General features: G+C 67.3%; 6 protein-coding genes and 1 pseudogene. All 7 read right to left on the bottom strand.

The features are described from left to right. A pseudogene (locus tag WAZ62_RS19235) lies at positions 1-223 on the bottom strand (IS110 family transposase); the annotation flags it as partial. A 260-nt stretch (positions 224-483) separates the two neighbouring features. Continuing rightward, a complete protein-coding gene (gene ppdK, locus WAZ62_RS19230) occupies positions 484-3,144 on the bottom strand; it encodes a pyruvate, phosphate dikinase (protein WP_422645146.1) in 2,661 nt (886 codons plus the stop codon). 4 nt (positions 3,145-3,148) lie between these two features. Further along, positions 3,149-5,212 (bottom strand): glycine--tRNA ligase subunit beta, encoded by a 2,064-nt coding sequence (glyS, locus tag WAZ62_RS19225; RefSeq protein ID WP_422645145.1) that lies wholly within the window; start codon positions 5,210-5,212, stop codon positions 3,149-3,151. Then, complete coding sequence (locus WAZ62_RS19220; RefSeq protein ID WP_422645144.1) at positions 5,212-6,090, bottom strand: glycine--tRNA ligase subunit alpha; 879 nt, start codon at positions 6,088-6,090, stop codon at positions 5,212-5,214. The genes glyS and WAZ62_RS19220 overlap by 1 nt, the downstream gene beginning before the upstream one ends. 115 nt (positions 6,091-6,205) lie before the next feature. Continuing rightward, positions 6,206-6,442, bottom strand: a complete 237-nt coding sequence (locus tag WAZ62_RS19215; protein ID WP_422645143.1) for a hypothetical protein — start codon at positions 6,440-6,442, stop codon at positions 6,206-6,208. Between the two features lie 161 nt (positions 6,443-6,603). Next, positions 6,604-7,467: a S49 family peptidase gene (locus tag WAZ62_RS19210; RefSeq protein ID WP_422645142.1), complete on the bottom strand. Its 864-nt coding sequence runs from the start codon at positions 7,465-7,467 to the stop codon at positions 6,604-6,606. Positions 7,468-7,501: 34 nt separating this feature from the next. Continuing rightward, positions 7,502-8,398 carry a LysR family transcriptional regulator gene (locus WAZ62_RS19205; RefSeq protein WP_422645141.1) on the bottom strand — a complete coding sequence of 299 codons (897 nt, stop codon included), beginning with the start codon at positions 8,396-8,398 and terminating at the stop codon, positions 7,502-7,504. Positions 8,399-8,532 lie beyond the last annotated feature (134 nt).

Raw genomic sequence — 8,532 nt, 5'->3', positions numbered from 1 at the left:
CGACGACCGGCAGTCCTGCGGCGGCGAGGCCGGCGGCGACGACGGTCTCGAAGCCACCGGTGGCTTCGAGACCGATGGCTTTGGGCTGAAGCGGCCGCAGGCGCTCGACGAGGGCGGCGATGCCGTCAGCGTTGCGGGACACGGCGAAGGGCTCCGCCTGAGGATAGCAACAAACGTCGAGCCGATCCTTCGAGACATCGATACCAATGACGAGGGCGTCCATCTTTACCCATCCTTGCGCAAGCGGGCTTCGCGAGCGGCCCAGGCGACTGTTCGGGTTCGATGGAACGGCAGGCGAAGACCCTTGCTCTCCTACGGGCTTGGGGGCCCTCAGGGCTGTCGGTCTCTCGCCTGCCACCGCAACCGGTAGTCTACCAGATGTGGATGAGCCGAAGTTACAAGGGTTCGTCTCCCTCTCCGCCCTCCGGGGGGAGAGGGCCGGGGTGAGGTGGGGAAGCCCGGTGTCGCCCGTTTCTCTCAACCTTACTTCTGCAGCGCCGCCTGCGCCGCGGCAAGGCGGGCGATCGGCACGCGGTAGGGCGAGCAGGAGACATAGTCGAGCCCGACCTTCTCGCAGAAGAAGATGGAGGCCGGATCGCCGCCATGCTCGCCGCAGATGCCGAGCTTGAGGTTGGGCCGTGTCGCCCGGCCGCGCTCGGCCGCGATGCGGACCAGCTCGCCCACGCCGTCCTCGTCGATCGAGACGAAGGGGTCCTTCTGGAAGATGCCGGCGCGCAGGTAATCGTCCAGGAAATGGGCGGCGTCGTCGCGCGAGATGCCGAAGGTGGTCTGGGTCAGGTCGTTGGTGCCGAAGGAGAAGAATTCCGCCGATTCGGCGATCTCGCCGCCGCGCAGCGCCGCGCGCGGCAATTCGATCATGGTGCCGATCAGATAGGGGATGTCCTTGCCCTTTTCGGCCGCGACCGCCCTGGCGACGATGGCGATCTTGCCCTTCAGGATGTCCAGCTCGGCCTTGGTCGCGACCAGCGGGATCATGATCTCGGGCGTCACGGTCGAGCCGGCGCGCTCGCCGACCTCGATCGCCGCCTCGAAGATCGCGCGGGCCTGCATCTCGTAGATCTCGGGATAGGTGATGCCGAGACGGCAGCCGCGATGGCCCAGCATGGGGTTGGATTCCGCCAGCTCATGGGCGCGCGACTTGATCACGCTGACCGGCACCCCGGCGGCGGCGGCGACCTCGGCCAGTTCCGCGTCGGTGTGGGGCAGGAATTCATGCAGCGGCGGATCGAGCAGGCGGATGGTGACCGGCAGGCCGGCCATGATCTCGAACAGTTTCACGAAATCGCCGCGCTGCACCGGCAGCAGCTTGGCCAGGGCGGCCTCCCGGCCCTTGATGTCGCTCGACAGGATCATTTCGCGGACGGCGAGGATGCGATCCGCCTCGAAGAACATATGTTCGGTCCGGCACAGGCCAATGCCCTCGGCGCCGAAGCGCCGCGCGGTTTCGGCATCGAGCGGGGTTTCCGCGTTGGTGCGCACCTTCAGGCGGCGGACAGAGTCGGCCCAGCCCATCAGGATCGAGAAATCGCCGGAGAGTTCTGGCTGCACCGTCGGCACTTCGCCCAGCATGACCTCGCCGGTCGCGCCATCGATGGTGATGACGTCGCCGCGCTTCAAGACCTTGCCCAGCACGGTCATGGTCTGGGCGGCGGCGTCGATCTTCAGGGCGCCGGCGCCCGAGACGCAAGGCCGGCCCATGCCGCGCGCGACCACGGCGGCGTGGGAAGTCATGCCCCCGCGCGAGGTGAGAATCCCCTGCGCCGCGTGCATCCCGTGGATGTCTTCCGGCGAGGTTTCGGCGCGCACCAGAATGACCTTGCGGCCCGAAGCTGCCAGCTTCTCGGTATCGTCGGCGGTGAAGCTGATGATGCCGGAGGCGGCGCCGGGCGAGGCCGGCAGGCCGCGCGTCAGGATTTCGCGCGGGGCCTTGGGGTCGAGGGTCGGGTGCAGCAGCTGGTCCAGCATCTGCGGGTCGACGCGCAGGATCGCGGTCTCGCGGTCGATCAGGCCTTCACCGGCCAGTTCGACGGCGATCTTCAGCGCGGCCTTGGCGGTGCGCTTGCCCGAGCGGGTCTGCAGCATCCACAGCTTGCCGCGCTGGACGGTGAATTCGATGTCCTGCATGTCGCGGTAATGCCGCTCCAGCGTGTGGAACACGTCGACCAGCTGAGCGAAGACTTCCGGCATGCTCTCTTCCATCGAGGGCTTGGTATCGCCCGCGCCGACGCGGGCCGCCTTCGACAGATATTGCGGGGTGCGGATGCCGGCGACGACGTCCTCCCCTTGCGCGTTGATCAGATATTCGCCGTAGATCTCGGCGGTGCCGGTCGACGGGTTGCGGGTGAAGGCGACGCCGGTCGCCGAGGTCTCGCCCATGTTGCCGAAGACCATGGCCTGGACGTTGACCGCCGTGCCCCAGCTTTCGGGAATATCGTTCAGGCGGCGGTAGGTCTCGGCCCGGGCATTGCGCCACGAGCCGAAGACGGCGCCGATGGCGCCCCACAGCTGCTCGTTCACATCGATCGGGAAGGGCTTGCCCAGTTCCGCCGCGACCTTGGCCTTGTATTCGGCGATCAGGGCCTTCAGGTCGTCGGTGGTCAGGTCGGTGTCGAGGGTGTAACCCCGCTCTTCCTTGTGGATCTCGAGGATTTCCTCGAAGTGATGATGGCCGACGTCGAGCACGACGTCGGAATACATCTGGATGAAGCGGCGATAGCTGTCATAGGCGAAACGCTCGTCGCCCGCCTGTCTGGCGAGGCCGGCCACGGTCTCGTCGTTGAGGCCGAGGTTGAGGACCGTGTCCATCATGCCCGGCATCGACGCCCGCGCGCCCGAACGGACCGAGACGAGAAGGGGATTGTCCTTGTCGCCGAAGATCGCGCCGACCTTGGCGCCGACATCGGCGACGGCGGCCCGGACATCGCCGTTCAGCGTGTCGGGATAGGTTTTGCCGTGGTCGTAATAATAGGTGCAGACTTCCGTCGTGATGGTGAAGCCCGGCGGCACCGGCAGCCCCAGATGGGACATTTCGGCGAGGTTCGCGCCCTTGCCGCCCAGAAGGTTCTTCATCTCGGCCCGGCCGTCGGCCTTGCCGTCACCGAAGGTATACACCCACTTGGTCATGACCTTATCCCTCGATACGCGAGAAATCGGCGATCCCGTCAAGGGCCCCGCGGATTTCCGCAAGCAGCTTCAGGCGATTGGCGCGAAGGGCCACATCGTCGGCATTCACCGTCACCTTCTCGAAGAAGGCATCGACGGGGTTACGCAGCAGCGCGAGCGCCTGCATGCATTCGGCGAAACCTTCCTTCCGCAGGGCCGCGAGGGCCAGCGGCATCGCCTCGTCGAGACGGGCGCCAAGCGCCTTTTCCTCTTCGGCGGCGAACAGGCTTCGGTCGGCCGGGCCCTGGTAACGCGCGCCATCCTTCTTTTCCTCGATGCGGAGGATGTTGGAGGCACGGCGATAGGCGGCCAGCAGGTTCCGCCCGTCCTCGGTCTCGAGGAAGGACTTCAGCGCCGAGACCTTTTCGACAAGGCGGGTGAGGTCGTCTTCCGCCCCGGTGCCCAGCACGGCGTTGATCAGGTCATGGGCGACGCCCTGATCCTTCAGCGAGACCTTGAGCCGGTCGTGGAAGAAGTCGAGCAGGCTGTCGGCGACCGCGCCGAACAGCGGCCGCAGCGGCAGGCGAAGGCCGTTCTCGACGATCAGCCGGATGACGCCGAGCGCGGCGCGGCGCAGCGCGAAGGGGTCCTTGGAGCCCGTCGGCTTTTCGTCGATGGCGAAGAAGCCGGTGAGCGTGTCGATCTTGTCGGCGAGGGCGACGGAGACCGCGACGAGGTCGGACGGGCATTTGTCGGACGGGCCCTGCGGCTTCCAATGGTCGGCGATGGCCTCGGCGACCACCGCGTCCTCGCCGTCCTTCAGGGCGTAGTAACGCCCCATGATGCCCTGGACCTCGGGGAATTCGCCGACGATGTCGGAAACGAGATCGGCCTTGGCCAGCAGGGCGGCGCGGGCGGCCTTGGTGGGGTCGGCGCCGATCGTGCCGGCGATCTCGACCGCCAGCTTCTCGATCCGCTTCACCTTCTCGCCCACGGTGCCGAGCCTGGCGTGGAACACGATGCTGTCCAGCCTGGCGACGCGGGATTCGAGGGTGGCTTTCAGGTCCTGATCCCAGAAGAATTTGGCGTCCGACAGGCGCGCGCGCAGCACGCGCTCGTTGCCCGCCGCGATGGCGGCGCCGCCGTCCCTGGCCAGCAGATTGGCGACGGTCAGGAAGCGGGGCGCCATCTTGCCGGTCACGGGATCGCGCAGGGCGAAATACTTCTGGTTGGCCCGCATGGTCGAGGTCAGGACCTCGGCCGGGACTGCCATGAAGGCATCGTCGATGCGGCCCATCAGGGGCACCGGCCATTCGACGAGGCCCGCCACTTCGTCGAGGAGGGCGGGATCGGGCGTCACCTCGAGGCCGGCCTGGGCAGCGATCTTCTCGGCGTCGGCCCAGATGATCTTCTTCCGCTCATCGGGGTCGATGATGACATAGGCGGCGCGGAGCCGGGCCTGATAATCGGCGAAACCGCTGACCTCGAACGTCTCGCGGCCCATGAAGCGGTGGCCGGCGGTGACATTGCCGGCCCTGATGCCATGGCCGGTATCGTCATTGCGGGCGAGGCTGAAGGGCACCACGTCGCCGCCGAACAGGGCGATCACCGTGTGGATCGGCCGCACCCAGGTCAGTTTCGACGATGGACCGGCGGCCTCGGCACCCCAGCGCATGGACTTCGGCCAGGGGAAACTCCACAGGGCGCCGGTCAGCAATTCGGCGATCACCTCGGTGGTCGGGCGGCCGCGCCGCTCGATCTGGGCGATATAGAAATTGCCCTTGGGGGTTTCCTGGACCTGCAACGCCTCGCGGGCGACGCCGGCCGAGGTGCAGAAACCGGCGATGGCGGCTTCCGGCGCGCCGACGCGGGGGCCACGACGCTCTTCCCGCAGGTCGGCCTGGGCCGCGTCCAGCTCCTCGATCACGACGGCGAGGCGGCGCGGGGTCGAATAGGCGCGGGCGGCACCGAATTTCAGGCCGAGGGCGGTGAAACCGTCGGTGAAGATGCGTTTCAGGTCGTCGGCGGCCTTCACCTGCATCCGGGCGGGGATTTCCTCGGAGCGGATCTCGATCAGAAGCTCGGGCATCACTTCGCCTCCTGCGTAACGACCCAGGCTTCGCAGCAGCCCTTGGCGAGGGCGCGCACCCGGCCGATATAGGCGGCGCGTTCGGTCACGGAAATCACCCCGCGGGCGTCGAGCAGATTGAACAGATGACTGGCCTTCATGCATTGGTCATAGGCGGGCAGGGGCAGGGCCTTCGCGAGAAGGGCGGCGCATTCGGCTTCCGCGTCGCGAAAATGCTGGAACAGCACCTCGGTATTCGCGTGCTCGAAATTATAGGCGGAGAATTCCTTCTCGGCCTGGAGGTAGACGTCGCCATAGGTGACGCCGCGGCCGTTCCAGTCGAGGTCGTAGACCCGCTCGACACCCTGCACATACATGGCGAGGCGCTCGAGACCATAGGTGATCTCGCCGGCCACGGGATCGACGTCGATGCCGCCGACCTGCTGGAAATAGGTGAACTGGGTCACCTCCATGCCGTCGCACCAGACTTCCCAGCCGAGGCCCCAGGCGCCCAGCGTCGGGCTTTCCCAGTCGTCCTCGACGAAGCGGATGTCGTGATTGTCGACATCGATGCCGAGCGCCTTCAGGGAGCCGAGGTAAAGGTCGATGACATTGTCCGGGCTCGGCTTCAGGATGACCTGGAACTGGTAATAATGCTGGAGCCGGTTCGGGTTCTCGCCATAGCGGCCGTCCTTGGGCCGGCGCGAGGGCTGGACATAGGCCGCGTTCCAGGGCTTGGCGCCCAGGGTGCGCAGCGTCGTCGCCGGGTGGAAGGTACCCGCGCCGACCTCCATGTCGTAGGGCTGCATCAGGATGCAGCCCTGACGGGCCCAATAGGTCTGAAGGGTCAGGATGAGATCCTGGAAGGGCGGGGCTTTCGCCGCCGTCTGCGCCGACATGAGATGGGCTACCTGAACAAGGCGTGAAGGTGGCCGCACGTTAATGACGCGCCCCCCCTCGGGTCAACCCTGCCCTTCGGCGGCGCTCCCGCCCGGTGAGCGCATGGCGGCGCCCTCAGCTCCGGTTGGTCGGGCAGTCGGGGGCGGCGCAGGGCTGGCCGGCGGCGTTATAGGTGCCGCAGGCCGGGCAGCGCACCATGTCGTCCGCCTCGATCACCGGGGGTTTTTTCGCCGGCTGCGGCGGCACTTCGGCCGCCTTCTTGCGCTGCGGCAGGAAGGCGCGCTTGATCGAGACATAAGCAAGGCCGAGGGCCAGCAGAATGGCGAAGGCCTTGATCAAGAGGCCGAGCATGGCCGAATTCCCCCAGGGTCATTTTCAGAACGATTGAACAGGAACCTTCGTCGCTCCGGCGAAGGCCGGAGCCTTTTTACGAGAAAGGCTCCTTTGCCGGAACGAGATCCCGGCCTTCGCCGGGATGACGACGAGCTGGCCGCGTCGCTTCCGCCATGCTTCTAGAGACCGAAACGGGACCACAGGCCGCGCGCCTCGACCGTCGACAGCGCGTCGCCTGCCAGACCACCCCCATCGAGACCACCCCGGCGCGTCAGCAGCCGGCCGAGGGCGAACATACGCTTCTTCGGCGCGATCGGCACCAGCCGAACCTTCTCGCCCAGTTCCGCCTTCAGGGTCGAGCGAATCTCGCCCAGTCCGTCGATCAGGCCGAGCTCGAGGGCGCGGCGCCCGGTCCAGACGTCGCCGGTGAAGAGATCGCCCGCCGTCTCCTTCAGGCGCAGGCCCCGGCGGCCGGTGACCATGTCCTTGAAGATCGCGTGGATATCGGCCTGCAGGCTTTTCAGGTGGGTGATATCGTCCGGGTTTTCCGGCAGGAAGGGGTCCAGCCGGTGCTTGTTGGCGCCGGCGGTATAGATCCGCCGCTCGATTCCCAGCTTGCTGATCGCCTTGTCGAAGCCGAAACCGCCGGAAATCACCCCGATCGAGCCGACGATGGACGTGGGATGGGCGATGATGCGGTCCGCCGCCAGCGCCAGCATGTAGCCGCCCGAGGCCGCGACATCCTCGCAGAAGGCATAGACGGGCACCTTCTTTTCCTCGGCGAGGAGGCGAATGCGCTCGTGGATCAGGGCCGACTGGGTGGCGGCGCCGCCCGGCGAATTGATGACGAGGGCGACCGCCGACAGGGGCCTGACCTTGAAGGCGCGGTCGATCAGGGCGGCGGTGCCGGCGATGGTGAGGCCCTGACGCAGGCCCCCCATGGCGCCGATGACGCCTTCGAGGCGCAGCACGGCGACGGTGGGCGGACGCTTGCCGCCCAGGAAGGACGGCAGCAGGCGGCGGAGGGCGGTCGATACGGACATGATGGCGACAACATGGGGCGCGGCCGCCGCCGGCTCAAGCCCTATCGCCGCCCAGCGTCATCAGCGCCGTGGTGACGATGGCCAGCGCCCGGTCCACCGGCTTGTCCCGGCGCCGCGCCAGGGCGATGACCCGGGGCAGGGCCGGGTCCAGCGGCCGGACCACCAGTTGATCGCGGGCGACGCCATCCTTCGTCGCTTCCAGCTGGATGATGGAATAGCCAAGACCGGCGGCGACGATCGCCTTCACCGCCTCCAGCCCGTCGTATTCCAGGATGGGCGCGGGGGTCACGCCGCCGGCCGCCAGCCAGTCGAGGACGAGCCGGGTCAGGTTCGAGCCCCGGTGCTCGATGACCAGGGGCAGGCCCTCCAGATCCGCCGGGCGCAGAACCGGGGGCAGGGCGCCCTGCGCCGCCGGCAGGATGGCGACCAGTTGCTTGGTGTCGATCACCGTCAGCTCGATGCCCGGATGGCTGACCGGCAGGGTGACGATGCCGATATCCATCCGGTTGGCCATCAGGTGGTCGATCATGTCGTCGGTGGTGCCGGTCGCGACCGAAACCTCGATCTGGGGATAGGCGCCGCGCAGATCCCGCAGCACGGGCGGCAGCAGATAGGTCAGGGTGGCGGCGCCGGTGCCGATTCGCACCCGGCCCAGCCAGCCGTCGCGGTGCCGGCGCATGGCCGATTCCGCCGCCTCGACCGCCGCCATGATGCCCTGGCCGTGTTCGACCAGTTCGGCCCCGGCCGCGGTCGGATGGGCGCGTTTGCCCAGCCGGTCGATCAGTCGCAGGCCCAGCCGGCTCTCCAGCTCGCGGATCTGCACGCTGACCGCCGGCTGTGACAGGTTCAGCCGCCGCGCCGCCGCGGAAAAGCCGCCGGCCTCGACAACCGCGAGGAAGGCGCGCAGCTGGTCGAGGTTCAGGTCACGCATTCATAAACAATGACTATGATTTCAATAAAAACAATAAAATTGCCGAATTATCAGCCTCATGGTCCTGTGTCGTCAGGCCGGGTCCTGACGGGGCCTCGCCCCTCGAAACACAGTGAAACGATCCATGGATGGCG

It is taken from the genome of Zavarzinia sp. (genome assembly GCF_049306435.1).
In the GTDB taxonomy this organism is placed as follows: Bacteria; Pseudomonadota; Alphaproteobacteria; order Zavarziniales; family Zavarziniaceae; genus Zavarzinia.
The sequence above is the reverse complement of the archived record's forward strand: the minus strand, read 5'-3'. Positions and strand labels throughout refer to the sequence as shown.